19 protein-coding genes and 1 tRNA gene are annotated in these 18,642 nt (G+C 34.3%); 16 read left to right on the top strand and 4 right to left on the bottom strand.

The features are described from left to right. Positions 1-59: 59 nt before the first annotated feature. From OL225_RS01160 to OL225_RS01150, 3 genes are all read right to left on the bottom strand, one after another. On the bottom strand, positions 60-257 hold the full coding sequence (locus OL225_RS01160) for a hypothetical protein (RefSeq protein WP_047379011.1): 198 nt from the start codon (positions 255-257) through the stop codon (positions 60-62). 62 nt (positions 258-319) lie between these two features. Then, positions 320-490 (bottom strand): bacteriocin-like protein, encoded by a 171-nt coding sequence (locus tag OL225_RS01155; protein ID WP_156118488.1) that lies wholly within the window; start codon positions 488-490, stop codon positions 320-322. A gap of 58 nt (positions 491-548) precedes the next feature. Then, positions 549-743: a bacteriocin-like protein gene (locus tag OL225_RS01150; RefSeq protein WP_047379013.1), complete on the bottom strand. Its 195-nt coding sequence runs from the start codon at positions 741-743 to the stop codon at positions 549-551. A 334-nt stretch (positions 744-1,077) separates the two neighbouring features. Here OL225_RS01150 and thrA point away from each other — a divergent pair, with 334 nt between their 5' ends. From thrA to OL225_RS01105, 9 genes are all read left to right on the top strand, one after another. Continuing rightward, complete coding sequence (gene thrA, locus OL225_RS01145) at positions 1,078-3,525, top strand: bifunctional aspartate kinase/homoserine dehydrogenase I (protein WP_264517006.1); 2,448 nt, start codon at positions 1,078-1,080, stop codon at positions 3,523-3,525. Between the two features lie 9 nt (positions 3,526-3,534). Continuing rightward, positions 3,535-4,461: a homoserine kinase gene (locus OL225_RS01140; protein WP_264517005.1), complete on the top strand. Its 927-nt coding sequence runs from the start codon at positions 3,535-3,537 to the stop codon at positions 4,459-4,461. A gap of 14 nt (positions 4,462-4,475) precedes the next feature. Then, entirely contained in the window at positions 4,476-5,780 is a 1,305-nt protein-coding gene (thrC, locus tag OL225_RS01135) for a threonine synthase (RefSeq protein WP_264517004.1), read from the top strand. 4 nt (positions 5,781-5,784) lie between these two features. Beyond that, positions 5,785-6,153 carry a dihydroneopterin aldolase gene (gene folB, locus OL225_RS01130; protein ID WP_047379018.1) on the top strand — a complete coding sequence of 123 codons (369 nt, stop codon included), beginning with the start codon at positions 5,785-5,787 and terminating at the stop codon, positions 6,151-6,153. Between the two features lie 33 nt (positions 6,154-6,186). Then, entirely contained in the window at positions 6,187-7,551 is a 1,365-nt protein-coding gene (locus tag OL225_RS01125) for a DUF4403 family protein (protein WP_264517003.1), read from the top strand. A gap of 42 nt (positions 7,552-7,593) precedes the next feature. After that, positions 7,594-8,103, top strand: coding sequence for an RDD family protein (locus OL225_RS01120; protein ID WP_264517002.1), 510 nt, complete (start codon positions 7,594-7,596; stop codon positions 8,101-8,103). Between the two features lie 58 nt (positions 8,104-8,161). Then, a tRNA-Cys gene (locus OL225_RS01115) sits at positions 8,162-8,232 on the top strand. 1,267 nt (positions 8,233-9,499) lie between these two features. Then, the gene (locus OL225_RS01110) at positions 9,500-9,727 is read left to right on the top strand and encodes a hypothetical protein (protein ID WP_047379023.1); all 228 of its coding nucleotides are present in this window, start codon (positions 9,500-9,502) and stop codon (positions 9,725-9,727) included. 428 nt (positions 9,728-10,155) lie between these two features. After that, a complete protein-coding gene (locus OL225_RS01105) occupies positions 10,156-10,989 on the top strand; it encodes a glycosyltransferase family 2 protein (RefSeq protein ID WP_264517001.1) in 834 nt (277 codons plus the stop codon). 446 nt (positions 10,990-11,435) lie between these two features. Here the strand turns inward: OL225_RS01105 and OL225_RS01100 are convergent, their stop codons facing one another. Further along, positions 11,436-11,876 carry a hypothetical protein gene (locus OL225_RS01100; RefSeq protein WP_264517000.1) on the bottom strand — a complete coding sequence of 147 codons (441 nt, stop codon included), beginning with the start codon at positions 11,874-11,876 and terminating at the stop codon, positions 11,436-11,438. A 344-nt stretch (positions 11,877-12,220) separates the two neighbouring features. Here OL225_RS01100 and OL225_RS01095 point away from each other — a divergent pair, with 344 nt between their 5' ends. The 7 genes from OL225_RS01095 to pyrF all read left to right on the top strand — a co-directional run bounded on the left by OL225_RS01095 (position 12,221) and on the right by pyrF (position 18,641). Continuing rightward, complete coding sequence (locus OL225_RS01095) at positions 12,221-12,775, top strand: YMGG-like glycine zipper-containing protein (RefSeq protein ID WP_047379025.1); 555 nt, start codon at positions 12,221-12,223, stop codon at positions 12,773-12,775. Between the two features lie 54 nt (positions 12,776-12,829). Next, positions 12,830-14,464 (top strand): LIC_10190 family membrane protein, encoded by a 1,635-nt coding sequence (locus OL225_RS01090; RefSeq protein WP_264516999.1) that lies wholly within the window; start codon positions 12,830-12,832, stop codon positions 14,462-14,464. A 50-nt stretch (positions 14,465-14,514) separates the two neighbouring features. Continuing rightward, entirely contained in the window at positions 14,515-15,585 is a 1,071-nt protein-coding gene (gene aroC, locus OL225_RS01085) for a chorismate synthase (protein ID WP_047379028.1), read from the top strand. Positions 15,586-15,602: 17 nt separating this feature from the next. Beyond that, positions 15,603-16,166, top strand: a complete 564-nt coding sequence (locus OL225_RS01080; protein WP_047379030.1) for a thioredoxin family protein — start codon at positions 15,603-15,605, stop codon at positions 16,164-16,166. Positions 16,167-16,175: 9 nt separating this feature from the next. Beyond that, on the top strand, positions 16,176-16,715 hold the full coding sequence (locus OL225_RS01075) for a TlpA family protein disulfide reductase (RefSeq protein WP_047379032.1): 540 nt from the start codon (positions 16,176-16,178) through the stop codon (positions 16,713-16,715). Positions 16,716-16,798: 83 nt separating this feature from the next. Then, entirely contained in the window at positions 16,799-17,140 is a 342-nt protein-coding gene (locus OL225_RS01070; RefSeq protein WP_047379034.1) for a YkvA family protein, read from the top strand. 121 nt (positions 17,141-17,261) lie between these two features. After that, entirely contained in the window at positions 17,262-18,641 is a 1,380-nt protein-coding gene (gene pyrF, locus OL225_RS01065; protein WP_264516998.1) for an orotidine-5'-phosphate decarboxylase, read from the top strand. Position 18,642: the final 1 nt, after the last annotated feature.

Genomic DNA, 18,642 nt, shown 5'->3' with positions numbered 1-18,642 from the left:
TTAATTAAATTTTGATTTTATGTTTTACAACAAATTGATGGTTTTTAAATAATATTTTTTTAGTCTTCCAGAACCATACAACTACCTGGTATTGATGGATCATAAGGGAAAAGGTAAAGACAAACTTTACGGCCTTTAAAATCTGTACATACCGCACATCCTTTTGGCCCGCAATCAAGGTCGACAGCACAGGTATCTCCTCCACCTCCAATAATAGCTCTTAGATTTTCTCTGTTTAATTTTTTAGAGTTTCTCATGGTAGTTTTAATTTTTAAATTAAGTTTTGATTTTTTTTATCCGATCGTGCAAGCAACAATACTTACAACATTGGTGCGTAACAGGTTCCTCCCGGTTTCAGCCAGCATCCCCATTTTCCACCTCCGCGGAAACATACAAATTGTTCACCACCACAGGCTTCAATCTGGATATCGGTAAATCCTCCGGTGATGCTTTTCTTTTCTTCACGTGATAATTTTTTAATTGTTTTCATAGCGCTTAATTTTAATATTAGAAATAAAGAATATTCTTTGTCTTTGCGTTACTAAAAATCAAGGACGATCAAAGCAGTCAATGCTTACCAATACTCTTCCTTTACAGCATTCTGGCAAAGCATGATAATCAGCACATGATCTTGGTTGACCCGGTCCGTATGGCCCGGCAGGACAATTTTCAAAACAGTTGTTCACATTTCCTCCACTGATCGATTTCAGATTTTGGCGGTTCAATTTCTTTAGATTTTTCATGATTATTTTACTATTAGTTAATGTTATAAATGTAACATTTTTAATCAATTACAACAAATATATCTCCAAAAAAGGAAATAAATTTTATTATGTTAAAAGCTTGGCAGTTTCAAAATAAATTGTACATTTGTTCTGTTACAATGAATTTATTAAGAAACATATCTGATATTTCTGCCCTGAAATCACCTATTTCAGGCATATCTTCTGTTTCTACATTCACAACTACAACAACTACCCCATAACGGGGTAAATTTTCACATATTATTTCCGGTACCCATACTCTTTTTTTTAAAGAGTAGCCACTTCGTTATATCCAACTTTAAATAAATAATTGATGAAAGTTTTAAAATTCGGCGGAACATCAGTCGCCCATTCTCAGAATATTCTCCTGGTAGAAAAAATTATAAAAGATGAATCTTTAAAAAGCAAAATAGTGGTTATTGTATCAGCACTTCATGGCGTTACCGACCAACTGATCAAAGCTGCAGAATATGCTTCCGTTAAAGATGAAAATTATATTCAGATTATTCAGAATCTTGAAGAAAAACATATCAGCCTGGTCAAAGATCTTTTTCCTATCACAGAACAAAGTTCATTGCTAAGTTTTGTTAAAAAACATTTTAACGATATAGAAGACCTTTACAACGGAATCTTTGTTCTTGGTGAACTTACCAACAGAATCAAAGATAAAATTGCCTCCTACGGAGAGTTTCTGTCTTCAAAAATTATTGCATCAAGACTTCAGCATGGAGGACTAGACTGTACATGGATGAATTCGGCAGATCTTATCAGAACAGACAGCAATTTCACCAACGCAAAAGTAGATTTTGATTCCACAGAAAAGAATATTATCCATTTTCTGAATGAAAATCAGAACCGTATCCTTGTAGGGCCCGGTTTTGTAGCCCATGATGAAAAAAATAATGCAACAACATTAGGAAGAGGTGGTTCTGATTACACAGCTTCTATCATTGCATCTTCTATTCATGCAGAAGAGCTCCAGATCTGGACAGATGTAAACGGAATGATGACTGCTGATCCACGTTTGGCTTCCAATGCGAAACCTATTTCAGAAATTTCTTATCATGAAGCGATGGAACTTTCTCATTTTGGGGCAAAAGTGCTTTATCCACCATCCATTCAGCCTGTCATGGTAAAAAATATAGATCTGATCATCAAAAACACTTTTGATCCTGAAGCATCTGGAACTTTAATTTCTCACCAACTGAAATCTTCAGAAAATGAAAAACAGATTGCAGTAGGAGTTTCAAATATGAATAATATTGCTCTGCTTACACTGGAAGGCAGCGGTATGGTAGGGATTCCGGGTATTTCAGCAAAATTATTCCAGTGTTTAAGTCATGAAAAAATAAATATCATCCTTATTACACAGGGATCTTCGGAGCATTCTATAACGATTGCCATTGAAGAAAAAGAAGCTTTACGTGCTGAACATGCTATCAATTTATCTTTTGCAGATGATATCAATCTGAAAAGAGTGTGCGCAGTAAACATTGAAACAGAACTTTCCATTGTGGCTTTGGTTGGAGAAAGTATGAAAAGCAGAAGTGGTGTGAGCGCCAAAATGTTCGGATGTCTGGGAAATAACGGGATCAATATAAGAGCAATTGCGCAAGGGTCTTCAGAAAGAAATATCAGTATTGTTATTTCAGAAAAAGACAGTAAAAAAGCAGTGAATGTACTTCACGAAGAATTTTTCGAGTCTGAAATTAAACAAATCCACCTCTATATCTGCGGAACAGGAAATGTAGGTTCAAAACTCATTCAGCAGATCTATGATCAGAATGCTTATTTAAGAGAAAACTTTTTAATCAATCTGAGAATTGCAGGAATTTCCAACAGCCGTCATATGATATTTTCAGATAAAGGAATATCACAGGAAGACTATCTTATCTGGAATCAACAGGGAGAAAAAGCTTCAGCGCGGGAATTTGCTGAAGAGATTATCCACCGAAACCTGAGAAACTCTGTTTTTGTAGATGTAACTGCAAGTGCTGATGTACCTGAAATTTATGAAAGTTTATTAAAAAGAAGCGTGAATATCGTGGCATGTAATAAAATTGCAGCCTCTTCAGATTTAAAAAAATATAAAACTTTAAAAAATACAGCGAGAAACCACAACTGTAATTTTTATTTTGAAACGAATGTAGGAGCAGGGCTTCCGGTCATAGGAACCATCAACGATCTCATCAAAAGCGGAGATCAAATTCAATCCATTCAGGCTGTTTTGAGTGGAACATTGAATTTTGTCTTTAATCATTATGACGGCAGCAGGACATTTTCTGAAGTGGTAGCCCAGGCCCAGCAGGAAGGTTATACAGAACCCGATCCAAGGCTTGATTTATCGGGAACTGATGTAGCAAGAAAGATTTTAATCCTGGCAAGAGAATCCGGATATCCGCTTCAATTCGAAGAAATTGAAAATGTGGGTTTTCTTCCTGAAGAATGTATGCAGGGAAGCGTAGATGATTTTTATGAAAAGCTTACAGCATATGAAGATCATTTTAAAAATTTATTGAAAAATGCTAAAAATGAAGGCAAAATATTAAAATACGTTGCAGAGTTTGAAGATGGTAAAGCAAAAGTAGGTTTACAGCATATCGCTCCTGATAGTGATTTGTTTCATCTTTATGGCAAAGACAATATTGTCATTTTTAAAACCCTCAGGTATTCCGAGCAGCCATTGGTAGTAAAAGGAGCCGGGGCCGGAGCTGATGTAACGGCAAGCGGAGTTTTTGCAGATATTATTCGTTCTATTTAAAATACAATTATGAAAAAAGTAAAATTAAAAGTCCCGGCTACCGTTGCCAACTTGGTCTGCGGATTTGACATTCTGGGAATGGCTGTCTATGATCCATATGATGAGATGGAATTCAGGTTACTAGAAACTCCTGAAATTATTATAAAGCATATTGACTCTTTCGGACTTCCTGAAGAAGCTTCCAAAAATGTTGCGGGTGTTGTCCTATTAAAAATTCAGGAATATTTTAATCTGAAAATTGGTTTTGAAGTGATTATCCGTAAACATATAAAACCTGGAAGCGGGCTCGGCTCCAGTGCGGCAAGTGCCGCCGGAGCCGTCTTTGGAGCCAATATATTATTAGGAAACAAATTATCAAAAGAAGAAATGGTGTATTTTGCCATGTTTGGAGAAGAACTGGCTTCAGGAGTTCGTCATGCAGATAATATTGCTCCGTGTATCTATGGGGGAATTACCCTGGTAAAATCCTCCAACCCTATTGATATCATTCCTCTGAACAGTCCTGATTTATTTGTAACGGCAGTACATCCGCAGGTGGAAGTCAAAACTTCAGATGCAAGACAGATTTTAAAGAAAAATATCAGTTTGAAAAGCGCTGTAGAACAATGGGGAAACATAGCTGGTCTTGTAGCAGGAATTCAGAAAAATGATTATTCATTGATTGGCAGAAGTCTTAACGATGTCATTATAGAACCAATCCGCAGTATCCTGATTCCAAAATTTGACAAAATAAAATCAAAAAGCTTACAATTGGGTGCTTTAGGAGGAGGAATATCCGGTTCAGGACCTTCTATTTTTATGTTGTCCGAACAAAAAGAAACAGCAGAAAAAACTGCTCAGATGATGAAATCAGTGTATGATGAAATTGAGATAGAAAATCTGATATACGTTTCAAAAATAAATCCGAACGGAATTCAAATCGTTGAAGAAGCTTAACTATAAAAACAGAAATGAAATATTATAACTTAAAAGATTCTCTGGAAAACTTTGATTTCAGAGAGGCAACAATAAAAGGTCAGGGAAAAGAGAAAGGATTATTTTTCCCTGAAAACATTCCACAGTTTAATGAAGAATTTATTCAGAATATTCATGATTATTCTCATGAAGAAATTGCGTACCAATGCATGAAAGATTTTGTGGGAGATGAAATTCCTGCAGAGATACTAAAGGAAATTGTAGCTGAAACCGTCAGTTTTAAAATTCCTCTGGTAAAGATCAACGAACAGATCTCCATATTGGAACTGTTTCATGGTCCTACCCTTGCCTTTAAAGATATTGGTGCAAGGTTTATGAGCCGTTGTCTGTCTTATTTTCTGAAAGATCAACAGAAGAAAGTCACTGTTCTTGTAGCCACTTCCGGAGATACCGGAGGTGCTGTCGCCCATGGGTTTTATAAAATTCCGCAGATTAATGTAGTTATTTTATATCCCAAGAACAGGGTAAGTCCGGTTCAGGAGAAACAGTTGACCGCATTAGGAGAAAATATTTCTGCATTGGAGGTAAAAGGTAGTTTTGACGACTGCCAGAACCTTGTAAAACAGGCTTTTTCAGATGAAGAAATCAATAGTCAGTTATTTCTGACCTCAGCCAATTCCATCAATGTAGCGAGATGGCTTCCCCAACAGATTTATTATTTAATAGCATTGAAACAATGGATTCAGCACCATAAGAAACAACCGGTAATCTGTGTTCCGAGTGGAAATTTCGGAAATATCTGTGCCGGAATTCTGGCTCATTTCAGAGGTCTCCCCGTCAGCCATTTTATTGCTGCCTGTAACGCCAATCAGGTAATCCCTGATTATTTTAAAACCCAAAATTATCAACCGCAAAAAGCAGTTGCTACCTTATCTAATGCTATGGATGTGGGAGATCCAAGCAATTTTGTAAGGATTTTAGAACTTTTCGGACATCAGTTTGAAGCTTTAAAGAACAAAATATCTGCATATTCCATTGACGATGATGAAACAATGAATATCATCACAGAAGTCTATAAGAAATACGGATATATTCTGGAGCCTCACAGTGCCGTAGCCTTTGCTGCAATGGAACAGTACTTGCAGGAAAATCCTGAACAAAAAGGATTTATTCTGGGGACTGCACATCCGGTAAAGTTTCCTGATGCAGTGGAAAAAGCCATTCATACTCAGATTGAAATTCCTGAATCGTTGAACAATCTTATGAAAAAGGAGAAAAAAACTGTAGAAATAAATTCAGATTTTGAAGAATTAAGACGATTTTTGCTTCATAAAATATGAGGCAATGAGCAAAATATATCTTGAAGATGTACGAATATATGCGTACCATGGTGTACTTCCTGAGGAAAATATTATCGGGACGTATTATATTCTGAATGTAGAACTTCATACTGATCTGTGGAAAGCAGCAGAATCCGACGATTTGCATGACACCATAAGCTATGCAGACATCAACGATATTCTTCACAAGGAAATGAAAATAAAATCCAAATTACTGGAACATGTTGCAGGAAGAATCATCTCAACAATCCACAACAGCTTTCCACAGATTGATTATATTAAATTAAAAATCACCAAAACTGCCCCGCCTATGCAGGGAGAAATGACAGGTGCCAGCATTGAGCTGGAAAAAAGCTTTAAACCAGAAAATTAAAATTCTTATTTTCGTTCATTAAAAACATACAAATTGAAATTCGTTAAAATATTATTTTTAGTAATAGGTATCAGCGCTTTTGGTCAAACCAGTGTTGATAATCAGCTGGCGGCCTATAATTTCCCAAAGATAAAATCCAGTATTACAATGCCTGTAACGATTCCTCTTTCGGAACTGAGCAATATGATCAATGCTTCTGTGAAAGACCTCGTTTATCAGGATGACTCTTATACTGACAATAATAATGATCAGTTTAAAGTAAAAGTATGGAAAACCAGACCTATTCGTCTTGTTGGCGGAATCAGTCAAAATTTACTGATTGAAGTTCCTTTAAAAATATGGGCAGAAAAAGGGATCGGAACTTTGGGAGTATATACTTATCAGAATACTACTTTCGAAACCGTAATGTCATTCAACACAACAGTTACTTTTAAGAATAACTGGACCATTACCACCAATACACAACCCAATGGCTTCAGATGGGTAACAAAACCCGTTCTCGATTACGGAAGAATACAGATTCCCATTACCTCTATTGTTGAAAAAAGTTTAAAAGAGCAGCAGGAAAAATTCTGTAAGACGATAGATCAGCAAATGGCTACACAGCTGAATTTCCAGCAATATGCTTTAATGGCCTGGAATACATTTCTGCAGCCTTTCAATATATCAGAAGAATATAATACATGGCTGAAAGTAAGCCCGGTGGGAGTGAATATTACTCCTTTGAAATTTTATGGAAATCAGATCAATGCTACGCTTGGTGTTGATATTTATTCCGAAACTTTTACAGGAAATAAACCTGTAGCTTCTTCACCTGTAACCAGCGTTGCCAATTTCAATTCCACTCCTACTGTTGCGGATAAATTTATTTTACAGACTACAGCCAATATCCCTTTTACAGAGGCAAGCAATATGGCAAGAAAAACATTTCTGAATAAAGAATTTGATATCCGCGATTCTAAAGTGAAAGTAACAGACATCAGAGTATATGGCGTTGATAACAGAGTGGTGATTGAGGCTCAGACCGATGGTTATATAAAAGGTACCGCTATTATTTCCGGGATTCCGGTGTATGATGATGCAAAAAGAAAAATTGTTTTATCTGAGACCAAATTTAAACTGAAAACGACCAACATTCTTCAAAAAACAGCTTCTCTCCTATTCCAGGGAAAAATTGTAAAAATGATTGAAGAAGAATATGGTATTCCAACCCAGGAACTGGAAGAAACATCAAGAAAAAGTATTGAAGAAGCTTTTAATAAAGAATATTACAAAGGGTTAAAGATGAACGGGAAAGTCTTCAATCTGAAACCTAGCAAAATTCTACTTAGCAATACCGGAATTACAGCCGTGATTGATACAAATGCTTCATTAAAATTACTGGTCAACGGATTTTAACCTTCAAATAAAAACTAAATTAAAAAACTAATAACCTTAAACATGAGAAAATATCTAGTCGTTGTAGACAGAAACAGAGCCCAAAAGGGGGTAAGACTTGCTAATTTTATTATTGACAGACTTGTCATTACTCTTACCTTTCTTACTTTCGGATTTATTGCTGCCTTAATATTCAATCTTACCAATAATGATTTTTTCATTAATCTTGCTTATAAAATGTCAGAAGTAAATAGATTTCTGGATATACTGATAACCTCTTTAATCTATTTTATATACACTTTTCTTATAGAATATTTTACAAAAGGCAGATCCGTTGGTAAGTATATTACCGGAAGTAAAGTCATTTGTATCGATGGTACTGAGCCTACTTTCAATGATTATCTGATCAGAAACATTTCCAGAATTGTTCCTTTTGATGCCCTTTCTTTTTTGGGAGAAAATGGCTGGCATGATAAATGGAGTGAAACAAGAGTTATTAACATTAAAAATTATCAAGCTGAAATTCAAGCAAAAAGCGAAATCGAGGCTCTTGGGAATAAAGAAATTGCTTAAAAACTTTTGTTCATAAAGAAATTTTGCTATATTTGCACACCTCAAAAATGGTAAAAATGGTACTTTGGCCGAGCGGCTAGGCAGTGGTCTGCAACACCATCTACAGCGGTTCGAATCCGCTAGGTACCTCAAAAAAAACCTCTAAGTTATTTAGAGGTTTTTTTGTTTCTAAAAAAAATCAAAAAATACAATCATTTGCTTCTTTCTTTTTACATATATATAGAGTAATTACATGTAGATTTTTATATTTGTGAAAAATATCCTACTATATAAAGAACTTCGCCATGTTTTTATCAATATCAGCAACACACATTATAATTTCAGCAATTGTATTATTATTCATCTTCTTCTGTACTATTTATGTTTTTTACAGACTAGTAAAAAACACTGTTAAAAAATGGGCTAAAGAAGCGGAAGAAAAACAATAGCTCTCAACTTAATTTTAAATAAGACTTTAAAATAATTGTATATTAGTAAGACTAAAATCAAATACTGATGATACAATTTACTCCTGAAGAAAAAAATCTGATACAGGATGCTATACAATACGAAAAAGAAATATAGGACAGATCGGATGATGAAGAAATAGAATACGTAGAAGAAATAGAAGAAGAAATTCAAAAAGACAATGTTTTTATTTCAAGAAGGCATATTGATTCAATTATAATTTATTTAGGATATCTACTCGACAGAAAAGACCAATATGACAGTGGACAAATACTTGCTCTAGAAAGCAAATTAGATAATTTATCCAACTTACCATAATAAATATCCCTGCCAAAGAGCAGGGATATTTATTTTAAACCCATAAACAGTTATCATCACTTTTCATTCATTGATCACTTTTTAAACAATCATCCTATTTTAATTTATAAAACAAGCTCTTCATTTTACAAGAGTTTGATAAATAATGCAAAAAGGCGAATAGTAAGCTATCTTACTCAGACATAAAGGATTAATCAATTTGCATTTATCAGCAGCTTCATATTAAAAACAAAAAATCCTCGGAAATTCCGAGGATAAAAACTAATAACCATGAAAACTCAAATTAAACATGAGTTACATTTCTATATCGAAAAATCGTGCCAAGAATGCCAATTTTGAGAAAAAAAAACAATTTACGCTGGCTGTATCAATTTTACAATTTTAGCATTTTAACCCGATTTTATTGATGCTTTAAAAACCACTTCATAATTATTTATAATTAATTAAAATAAATATAACATGCCGGTAAAAATATTAAAAATAAAATAATTTACAATTTGGTAAATAAAATTCACATTCGGAAAATAAAAACTTTCAAATATTCAGTCAGCTATCAAAAAAAAACTAAATCAAACATCAAATTGGCATAATTTATTCTTCATATAAATCAATCCAATAAATTTAAATCATCATGGCACAAAGAATTTTTAGTAAGAAAGATTTCACAAAAAGCAATGAAAAAGAATATCAGTTGGAGTACAAAGTAAATGAAATAGGTAAAGGTTCTGATCTCATTGTAGAAAGGTTAACTGAAAAAGGAGACTATGAAATAATTCAAGCTCCCTTGCGAAAATCAAACGACAAAGTATTTATCATTTGGGATGTCCCATTTGACGGCAGAATACTCTTTGATCTTTAAAGTATTTTGAGGTTTACTATATGAAAAAGCCCCCAAAAATGGAGGCCTCAAAAAACACAAATGATGAAAAAAAATTTTATATCAGAGATAAAAATTATTTTATCTATTAATTCTTAACCAAAGATATAGCAGTCTTTTTTTTTATTTTATGAGTACAATCATAAAATTATTATTTCTTTTAAATACTAAGCTATCCAGCTACCAGACAATATTTCTCAAAAAAAGACAATAAACAAATAATATTTCAATCCCTATTTTTCCAGCCCTAATCAAATATTTCAAAGCCAGTTCACTGACAAACAGCATTTAAAATATAATTCACCTTATACATTTCTAAAATATAGTAAAAAATTTCAAATACATTATGATCGAGGTTATGTTTTTCACATATATTATGTTGTAATTTCGCTTCATTAATTCAAAAAATCGTGATAAATTTTTCTATACTTATAGCAAACTATAATAATGGAAAGTATTTTAAGGAATGCTATGAGTCATTAATCAGCCAAACCTACGAAAATTGGGAAGTGATTATTGTTGACGACGCCTCTACAGATGATTCGGTAGAGATTATACAGTCTCTTATCCAGAATGATCCCCGCTTCAAACTCTATCATAATGCAATGAATAAAGGTTGTGGCTTTACAAAAGCCGCCTGTATGAAATATGCTCAGGGAGATTTGTGCGCGTATTTAGATCCTGATGATGCACTTTATCCGGAAGCATTGGAAAAAACAGCCCAGGAATTCGTTGACAGAGATGATCTTGCTGCCGTTTATTCCCAAATGATGCTATGTGATGAAAACCTTACTCATAAAAGAGTATATGCCGGCACCAAGCAGATTTACAATAACCGTCATTTTTTCAACTGTCCAATTCAGTTTGCACATTTCTTTGCATTTAAAAAAGAAATCTATTCAAGAACAACAGGGATTAATCCGAATTTAAAAAATGCAGTAGATCAGGATCTGTATTTAAAAATATTAGAACAGGGAGAAGCTAAATTCATCAGAGAACCTTTATATTTATACAGGCTGCACTCCAATGGAATTTCCCAGGATAAAGCTAAGCTAAGCGCAAAAGAATCGTTTGCCAGAGTGATACATGAGACGATGAAGAGACGGGGAATCAAATCTATCAATAACCAGATTGTTCCTGAGGTTTTCACCAATTCACAGGAAATTTATGACCTCCTTAGTTATCAGACTAAAAAGGTGCACCGGTTAATCAGTAAAATAAAAGTCACCCTAGATAATATATAAAAACAAAAGACTCCTCGAAACGAAGAGTCTTTTTGGTAAAATATGGAATGAAAATGTTCTTGTACCCAAAGATACGATCTCCCTTTCACTTATTATATGAGCAGAATCATAAAACTGAACAAATAGAAACGGCCTCCTGATGGAGGCCTAAAAAACACAAATGATGAAAAAAATCTATTTAGAAAAATCCAAACAGAATATCGTAGAATCATTCAGCATAATTGCTATTATTACATTTCTTTAGCAGAAGAATATAATAAAACAGAGAATGAATACTTTCTATAAAAATCAAAGATGGAATAAATTCATGCAATTATAGTAATTTATTTATTTTATTTAATATAAAATCTATAAAAACGAAATAAAAAATACAAATAATTACTTAATGATTAAAAAAAACCTCGCTTTCAAGAAGGGTAAATTTAGGTGTTTTTTTGCTTACAAGTCTACTCCTCCCAAATGATCGGAATATACACCGTAATATATCCATCAGAATCTACCTGTGCGTCAGAAACCGTAGCAATTACCGTTCCATAACCTACCCAGCCACCTTGTCCCTGCATAGCAGAAAAAGTATAAGTTCCTGCTGGAAGACCATTATAATATTGTGGTACCGACTGAAACCCACCACTGTAATAAGTATCATACACTTCTCCGGTAACCATGTTTTCTGCAACAAAACTTCCTACATCATAATTTCCGGAAAGAATTTTTGCCCCGCTTTTTGAAAGAAGACCATAACGGATCTTATAAGTCTGAGTCTTTGGTGTGGTATCAGCTATTTCTGAACAGTTTTTATTGTTCTCTACTATTTCATTAGAGGAAAATGATGTTACAACAGCCAGCAGTCCGATACATGCTGACACTGTAAAAATTGATTTTTTCATATTAAAAAGTAATTTGGTACTCAAAAGTAATCAACTTATATGAATTGAGTAAAAACTATCAATGAACTAAAATTTACAAATACAAATTCCGGAACTACTTGAAATACTAATGATATATTTACTTAAGGAATCAATTTTCCTTTCTAAAGAATATTTTAACATAAAATCAAATTTCAATATCAAACGCATAAAATCCCCATCAATAATACAAAAGTGAGCAGCATTTAAAATTAATTCACTTTTCTCTGATCAATTTTAACACTCATTAACTAAATTTTGGCTTCATAATTGAAAATATATTTAAATCAAAGTCGTTTTGGCTTTACCTTATTAAAATTTGAATTATGAGAAAGATAGTATTAGCAGGTTTTTTATCCGTCTTTTTGATGACGGCCTGCAAGAAAGACGACAGCGTTGCCGAGAAATCACTGGAAGCACAGAAACTTGAATTTCAGGCCAGACAACTGGAAATAGAAAAACAAAAGCTGGCGATTGAAAAAGAAAAAATGGTCTATGAAGCCCAGAAAAAAGCAGACAGTATATCTGAAACCAAAAAAGCAAGAGCTGCTGCTGAAAATAATTCAAGACCACAGGTTATCAGAGAAACAAGAACAATATATAGAGACAGAAACTCAAATTCCGGTTCATCAGGAAGCAGCAATGGAAGTTATGCCAATAACGGAAGTGGAACTTCACAGGGAACTACTCAGAAAAAAGGATGGAGTAAAGCTGCTAAAGGAACTGTAATTGGTACTGTAGGTGGAGCCGCTGCCGGAGCCCTGATTGCTAAGAAAAACAGAGGACTGGGAGCTGTAATTGGTGGTGTTGTAGGTGGTGCTACAGGGTATACCATTGGGAGATCACAAGATAGAAAAGACGGAAGGGTACAACCACGTTAATAAATATTTTCACAATAAATATAAAGATTGCTTATTTTTAAGCAATCTTTTTTTATGCTATTGATTCTGTTTTCTTCAATTTTCATCATTCCTGTTTTAATGGGTTGGGGAAAAATCATTGAAAATGTATCAGGGATTTTATTTCAGGGAATCTCAGGAAAAATTCTATCCGGAATTCTGGGAATAAGCCTGGTATGGACAGTTCTTTCTTTTTTTTATCCTCTAAATATTTATGTAGAAACAGCGTCAATACTATTGGGATTATTATTTTTCTTTAAAAACAGGCTCTACCAGGAGTTCTATCAGTTTTCAAGGAAAGATTTTGCATTATTGAGCGCGGGCTCTCTTATTATTATTTTTGCAGGTTCATTTTATCCTTATATATTAGATCATTTCGGGTATTATATTCCCACACTGAAATGGCTTACAGAATATGGATTGGTAAAAGGAATTTCAAATGTAGATCTCACACTGGGGCAAATGTCTGTCTGGCATATTTTTCAGGCTGGGTTTTCCAATTTTTCTGATCCGTTTTTAAGAATCAATGTTGTATTACTGATTATTTACACCATTTATATCATCGAAAGAAAAAACTGGATACACCTTTGTTTTCTACCGGTTTTATTATTGTTTTCACAATCTCCAAGCCCGGATCTTCCTGTTATTATTTTTTCATTGATCATCTTAAATGAAATGATAGCCGGAAACAGAAATACAACCCTTCTTTTTGCCTTTTCTGTTTTTGTTTTTGCTATAAAACCTACGATGATATGGCTGCCCATATTAGTATTCTCAAGTTCTGTTTTTATTTTCAAAAATAATTTCAAACCATTGCTTTTAGGAATTCTGATTCTCTTCCTTTTTTTTATTAAAAATATATGGACATTTGGTTTTCCCATTTTCCCCATAGCAATAGGTGATCTGGATGTATTCTGGAAACCCAATCCGGAAGTTTTGAAAACCTCCTCCCAATTTGCTGTCATGAAGACGTATGATATGCAGTACACCTATGAAGAAATTCAAAAATTTTCACTGGCAGATCATATTAAAAACTGGTTCTTTCTTGAAGGAATTAAATCAAAAATCAATATCCTCTTTATCCTGAGTCTAATTATTTTCTCTGTATTTGCCTGGATAAAAAAGAAAAAACTCATCACCCTGATCTGTATTTCTTTGCTGATAAAAAGTATATCGATCCTTGCCTTTTCCGCTCAATACAGATTTTTCATAGATGTTTTTTTTGTGATATTCTTTGTTCTGTTTCAAGAATATTTTAATCGCAAGAAATCCATTATTGTCTTTTCGGTTTTAAGCTTATTTTTTATTTCAATGTTATTTTTTCCGGCATTGATTCAAAAATATATTCCGAGCTTCAGAGTGGGAAGTTTTATGACAAGTTTTCAAAAAGAGCAGCTTTATAAGCCTTCAACTTACGAATACCATCAGTTTAATACATTTAAAATCGGTAATTTAAAATTTAATGTTTCTCGCAATTACCCTTACAGTTTTGACACTCCTCTTCCTGCCGTTACCCCATTCTATATTTTTGATGATGTAAAAGCGGGTATTTTCCCTCAACTTTTAGACAAAAATGATCTCAAGAAAGGATTCATCTGGAAAAAAATGACTTCAGAAGAAAAAAAGGAAGCCCAAAAGGTTATCAATAATATCAAAAACAGTGATAAATAGAACAAATCCAGAAACTTTATTATCTGAAGAAAAAAAGGTAATTTTGTATTATGTTCAACACATTAGGTAATCTTCTTAGTCTTACAACATTTGGAGAAAGTCACGGAGTGGCTTATGGCGGTATCATCAATAATTTTCCGGCAGGTTTAACGGTAGATCTCGATAAGGTTCAATACGAACTGAACCGAAGAAAACCTGGCCAGTCAGCAATTGTTACTCAAAGAAAAGAAAGTGACACAGTAAAGTTTCTTTCAGGAATCTTTGATGGAAAAACAACAGGTACCCCAATTGGTTTTATCATTGAAAACGAAAATCAGAAATCGAAAGATTATGATCATATTGCAGGGGCCTATCGTCCAAGTCATGCGGATTTTACTTATGATCAGAAATTTGGTTTCAGGGATCATCGCGGCGGCGGAAAATCTTCAGCAAGAGAAACTATGAACTGGGTAGTTGCTGGTGCACTTGCCAAGCAGCTTTTACCAAACATTGAGATCAATGCTTACGTTTCTTCCGTGGGTGATATTTTCTGTGAAAAACCGTACCAGGCATTAGATTTTTCCCAAACAGAAAGCAATGATGTCCGTTGTCCTGATGCTGAAACTGCTGAAAAGATGATTTCAAGAATCAAGGAGATCAAAAAAGAAGGTAACACTATTGGAGGAACCATCACCTGTGTGATTAAAAATGTTCCCGTAGGAATTGGTGAACCTATATTTTCAAAACTTCAGGCTGAACTGGCAAAAGCAATGCTGAACATCAATGCCTGCAAAGGATTTGAATATGGAAGCGGCTTCTGCGGTGCCAAAATGACGGGAAAAGAGCACAATGATGCTTTCAATACAGACTTCACTACAAAATCGAACCTTTCAGGAGGTATCCAGGGTGGAATTTCCAACGGAATGGATATCTATTTCCGGGTAGCATTCAAACCTGTAGCCACTATTCTAAGACCTCAGGACAGCATTGATAAAGACGGAAATCCTGTAATCGTAGAAGGAAAAGGACGTCACGATCCTTGTGTAGTTCCAAGAGCGGTTCCTGTAGTGGAAAGCCTTGCTGCATTTGTATTGGCAGACCTGTTTCTGATCAACAAAACAAGAAATATCAATAATTTTTAACATAAATATTTTTGGTAATGAAAAATTACTGGGATAAAGGAATTTCTTTTGAGGAATACCTTCAGATTGCAAAAGAAAGATTAGAGAATCCTGCCAACCAACAGGAAGCTGAATATAAACAATATTATGAGCTGGGTCTTCAGAGAATGGACCGAACGGTAAAAAAATACGTCCCGGATGAAGATCAGCTGAAAGAACTAGCCACAAAAAACTTTGACGGAAAGATTTTAATCATTTCTGAAGCATGGTGCGGAGATGCAAGCGCAACAGTTCCGGCTGTCTTCAGATTTTTTGAAGGACACAATGAAGTAAAAGTTTTTCTTAGAGACAGTGATAAGAGCTTAATCAACCAGTTTCTGACTAATGGTACAGAATCTATTCCTAAGGTACTTATTCTTGACAAAGACCTGAATGTAAAAAATTCATGGGGCCCACGTCCGAAATATGGATATGAGCTGTTGATGAAATATAAAGCTGATCCTGAAACGTATCCAAAAGATATGTTCTACAATGATCTGCAGATATATTATGCTAAGAACAGAGGAAAAGATGCTGTTCAGGAAATTTTAGATCTTCTATAAAAAAGAGATATGAAAAAAAGCATCATTTATCTTGTAATCATTGCCATCATTGGTGTTATTGCGTTTGTACCGGGAATAAGAAACTTCCTGAAGGATACGTTCTTTCCCGTTGCAACCATTGAAAATGCCGTACATATCAGTGAAGAGGATTACGATATAGAACTTAAAGGAATCAATGCGCCAAGCACCAATCTTAAAAATTTTAAGGACAAAGGTATTTTCCTGAACTTCTGGGGAACCTGGTGCCCACCTTGCAGAAAAGAATGGCCTTCTATTCAGAAACTGTATGATACTAGAAAAGATCATGTAGATTTTGTATTGATTGCTATGAATGACAAAGAAGAAGATGTAAGAAAGTTTTTGAAAGAAAACAACTACACTGTTCCTGTTTATATTGCTCAAAGCCCTATTTCTGAGAAAATTCTTCCCAAGGTATTCCCCACCACTTTCCTACTGGATAAGCACGGAAGAATCCTTATTAAAGAGGACGCTACAAAAGACTGGAACACAGAGACTGTGCATCAGTTCATTGACAATATTATCAAATAATATTTTAACTAAATTTTATAATTTGTTGGTACAGGATTTGTGAAATTTATAGCGTTGAAAAATTTATTAAATCCAAACACAAAATGAAATATTCAAAATTAAATCTTGCAAAAGAAGCCATCAGTCACAAGGGCTTTATAAAAAAGATCCCTGATATTTTCAGAATGGTCAAAATGTGGAGAAAAGGAGTCTATCCGATGAGATCCATAGACATTATTCTTCCTTTACTGGGAATTTTATATGTACTCTCTCCTATTGACCTGCTTCCTGAATTTGTGATACCAGTACTTGGAGTCATGGATGACCTGGCAGTATTGTCACTTACCATTCCTAAGCTCATCAAAGAGGTTGACAAGTTTTTATTATGGGAAGCTGAACAAAAATACAGCGGCGCTCAAGTGATTGATGCTGAAATCGTAAAATAATAGTTTATTATATTTTTCACACCATCCTGGTCAATCCGGGGTGGTTTTTTATTTACAAATGAACGATAAATTTTTAAGCCTTATTTCAATTGCTTAAATTTGCAGTATCTAATAAAAAATAATGGAAAGTAAAAAAGAATTCTTCTTAGAGTGCTACAAACTAGGCATCATCAAATTTGGTAGGTTTACCTTAAAAAGTGGTATTGAAAGTCCTTTTTATGTAGACTTAAGACCTTTGGCTTCAGATCCTAAAATTTTGAAAAATCTTGCTAATTATTTACTGGAAATGCTTCCATTGGATAATTTTGATTTAATCTGTGGAGTTCCTTATGCTGCTCTTCCTATGGCGACTGCAATGTCTCTGGAAAGCTACATTCCATTAATTATTAAAAGAAAAGAGGCTAAAAGCTATGGTACAAAAAAACTGATTGAAGGAATTTATCAGAAAGGACAAAACTGTCTTTTGGTAGAAGATGTAATCACATCAGGAAAATCTTTGTTAGAAACTATTCCCGAAATAGAACAGGAAGATCTTAAAGTTTCTGATATTGTAGTGGTATTGGACAGAGAGCAAGGTGGAAAACAACTATTGGAAAGCAAAGGATATAGAGTACACACTCTTTTCAATATTTCAGAAGTATGTAATATTCTTCAGGAAACTGGTGAATTGTCTGATGAAGAAGTAAAAAGAATTCAGGACTTCCTTCAGGGGAATCATATTCAGTTTGAAGAGGAAACCAGATCTTCTTATGAGCAGAAGCTTCAGACTACACAACATTCCGTTTCAAAAAAATTACTGGAAACAGCTTTAGCAAAAAAATCTAACCTTATTGCTTCTGCAGATGTTATCACTACACAGGAGTTATTGGAGCTTGCTGAAAAAGTGGGACCTCACATCATTGCTTTAAAAACACATATTGATATTATTTCTGATTTCGATTACGAAAAAACAATCACTCCTTTAAAAGCCATCGCTGCAAAACATCAGTTTTTATTGATGGAGGACAGAAAATTTGCTGACATTGGGAACACGCAGGAGCTTCAGTTCACGAGTGGAGTTTTCAAAATTACCAATTGGGCAGATTTCGTAACATCTCAGGTTATCGGAGGTTTTGAATCATTAGACTGCTTTCATAATGTAGGAGTGGTAGCTATTGTAGGAATGTCTTCTAAAGGAGCTCTGACTTCTGCAAGCTATCGTGAAGAAGCTTTAAAAGTAGCTTTATCTCATCCCAATGTAATAGGTGGTGTATCTCAGAACAAAATTCCGGAAGATCTTTTATTATTTACTCCAGGGGTAAATCTTGCAGATTCAGGAGATGGTAAAGGGCAGCAGTACAATACACCGGAACATGTTTTCAAAACGCTGCATACAGATTTTATCATTGTAGGAAGAGGAATCTACAAATCTGATAATCCTGAAGCATCTGCGATTACTTATAAGACAGAGGGTTGGAACGCGTATATTAATTCTTTGGAAAAAAAAGCAATTCAGGGTTAAA

The organism is Chryseobacterium viscerum (assembly GCF_025949665.1).
Taxonomy (GTDB): domain Bacteria; phylum Bacteroidota; class Bacteroidia; order Flavobacteriales; family Weeksellaceae; genus Chryseobacterium; species Chryseobacterium viscerum_A.
Note: the sequence above shows the minus strand (reverse complement) of the source record. Positions and strands in the feature narration are given on the sequence as shown.

Bases quoted from the DNA above. Each gene is read 5' to 3' on its own strand.
- OL225_RS01160 (WP_047379011.1), bottom strand. From the start codon at position 257: ATGAGAAACTCTAAAAAATTAAACAGAGAAAATCTAAGAGCTATTATT.
- OL225_RS01155 (WP_156118488.1), bottom strand. From the start codon at position 490: ATGAAAACAATTAAAAAATTATCACGTGAAGAAAAGAAAAGCATCACC.
- OL225_RS01150 (WP_047379013.1), bottom strand. From the start codon at position 743: ATGAAAAATCTAAAGAAATTGAACCGCCAAAATCTGAAATCGATCAGT.
- thrA (WP_264517006.1), top strand. From the start codon at position 1,078: ATGAAAGTTTTAAAATTCGGCGGAACATCAGTCGCCCATTCTCAGAAT.
- OL225_RS01140 (WP_264517005.1), top strand. From the start codon at position 3,535: ATGAAAAAAGTAAAATTAAAAGTCCCGGCTACCGTTGCCAACTTGGTC.
- thrC (WP_264517004.1), top strand. From the start codon at position 4,476: ATGAAATATTATAACTTAAAAGATTCTCTGGAAAACTTTGATTTCAGA.
- folB (WP_047379018.1), top strand. From the start codon at position 5,785: ATGAGCAAAATATATCTTGAAGATGTACGAATATATGCGTACCATGGT.
- OL225_RS01120 (WP_264517002.1), top strand. From the start codon at position 7,594: ATGAGAAAATATCTAGTCGTTGTAGACAGAAACAGAGCCCAAAAGGGG.
- OL225_RS01110 (WP_047379023.1), top strand. From the start codon at position 9,500: ATGGCACAAAGAATTTTTAGTAAGAAAGATTTCACAAAAAGCAATGAA.
- OL225_RS01100 (WP_264517000.1), bottom strand. From the start codon at position 11,876: ATGAAAAAATCAATTTTTACAGTGTCAGCATGTATCGGACTGCTGGCT.
- OL225_RS01095 (WP_047379025.1), top strand. From the start codon at position 12,221: ATGAGAAAGATAGTATTAGCAGGTTTTTTATCCGTCTTTTTGATGACG.
- OL225_RS01090 (WP_264516999.1), top strand. From the start codon at position 12,830: ATGCTATTGATTCTGTTTTCTTCAATTTTCATCATTCCTGTTTTAATG.
- aroC (WP_047379028.1), top strand. From the start codon at position 14,515: ATGTTCAACACATTAGGTAATCTTCTTAGTCTTACAACATTTGGAGAA.
- OL225_RS01080 (WP_047379030.1), top strand. From the start codon at position 15,603: ATGAAAAATTACTGGGATAAAGGAATTTCTTTTGAGGAATACCTTCAG.
- OL225_RS01075 (WP_047379032.1), top strand. From the start codon at position 16,176: ATGAAAAAAAGCATCATTTATCTTGTAATCATTGCCATCATTGGTGTT.
- OL225_RS01070 (WP_047379034.1), top strand. From the start codon at position 16,799: ATGAAATATTCAAAATTAAATCTTGCAAAAGAAGCCATCAGTCACAAG.
- pyrF (WP_264516998.1), top strand. From the start codon at position 17,262: ATGGAAAGTAAAAAAGAATTCTTCTTAGAGTGCTACAAACTAGGCATC.